The sequence below is a fragment of the Streptomyces niveiscabiei genome (genome assembly GCF_001419795.1).
Classification (GTDB): domain Bacteria; phylum Actinomycetota; class Actinomycetes; order Streptomycetales; family Streptomycetaceae; genus Streptomyces; species Streptomyces niveiscabiei.
In genome coordinates, this window is record NZ_LIRL01001394.1 from 1 (window position 1) to 1599 (window position 1599).

Consider the following 1599-nt stretch of genomic DNA (forward strand, 5'->3'; position numbering starts at 1 on the left):
GCAACCCCACCGGCCAGAACGGCAACCCCCGGGCCAGATCTCCCCGGATCGCCTTGTACGTATCCAATGCCCCCCGCACCAAAGCCATCTGACGGTCACTCATCCGATCCAGATGCCCCGACAGATGCACCCGCCCCAACAACGCCCCGCCCAGCGTGAACGAGATCAACTCGTCGGAGTACGACGGCTGGGGATAGGCCCACACGGCACCCTGCTCAGGCGGCGCAGCCGTAGGCGCGGAAGCCGCGATGGGCGGATACCGCAGGGGGTCCTGTTGGTCGCTGGTGGACTGGAGTTGGGAGACCGCGAGGGTGGCGCCGTCCATGCGCATCCCTCCGGAGGCACAGCTCTCGACGACGAGCCCCGGGTGGCGGTCCAACACCCCTGACAGCCACGACAGATAGGCGTGGCCGTGCCCGAGAAGCCCCGCTCCGGGCGCGAGGTCTCCGGGCCCGACCGTCCCGGGGTCCACCACGATGTTGTAGTCGAGTTTGAGGTACCCCACGCCCCACTCCCCGACGATCCGGTCGACGGTGCGGTCGAGGTGGGCGCGAGCGGCCGGGTGTCTCAAGTCGAGCTGGTGGCGGCCCTGTTCGGTGAGGCGGATGCCGTCGCGCTGGAAGAAGGCGTCGTCGGGAAGCTGCCGCGCGACGGGACTGCGTACCCCCACCACCTCGGGCTCCAGCCACAGCCCGGGCACCATCCCGCGCTCCCGGATGCGCTCCAGCACCCGCTGGATGCCGCCGTCGGGAAACCGCCGGGCGGACGGCTCCCACGCGCCGACGCTGTCCCACCACCCGTCCGCGTCGTCGTCGTACCACCCGGAGTCGATGCAGAAGTACTCGGCCCCGGCCCGCGCGGCGGCGTCGACGAGCGGGTACAGCTTCTCCGAAGTGGGGTCCCCCATCAGCGTGTTCATGTAGTCGTTGAAGACGACGGGCAGCGCCACATGGTCGGCGTGGGGCCGCCGGACGGCACGCCGGTACGAGGTCAGCGCCCCCATCGCGGCATCGAACCCGGCGCCGACCGCCAGCGCGACGGGCACGGTCGTGAACGACTCCCCCGCCCCGAGCCGCACCCGCCACTGATGCTCGGCGTCGGTGGGCCCGTTGAGCGCGAGGTACGTCAGCCCGTCCCGCTCCCCGAGGTCCCACCGCCACCCGGCGGGCGACTCGATCTGCCACAACCAGGCCCGCCCGCCGCCGACTTCGGTGAGCGCGCCCATGGCAAGGTGCCCGTCGGTGGGCCAACTCCCGCGCCCGGTGAGGCAGAACGCGGCACGGCTGTCGTGCTGGTGGACGGCGGCCCCGATATCGGCGACGACGTCCCGGACCGGCGCGCTCTCCCAACGGCACTCCGCGAGCCAGTCGTTGCGGGCCCAGTGCACGTCCAGCAGCCGGGGAGGCGGCAGCACCCCGAGAAGCAGACTGCTGACGGACTGCACGACAAGGGGTTCACGCCCGTCGTTGCGGAGCCGCACCCGCGACCGCAGCACCGGCACCCCGGGTACGACCCCGAACTCGACGAAGGCCGTCAACCCGGTCCCGGAGTCGTGGAGTTCGACCGTCAGCCCCTCGAACCCGGCCGCCCCCTCGACCC

The 1599-nt window shown here is 71.8% G+C and carries 1 protein-coding gene; it reads right to left on the reverse strand.

Features of this window, described 5'->3' with window-relative positions:
* A partial coding sequence (locus AOK24_RS44400) for an alpha-galactosidase (protein WP_055725471.1) occupies positions 1-1599 on the reverse strand: 1599 nt, incomplete at both ends.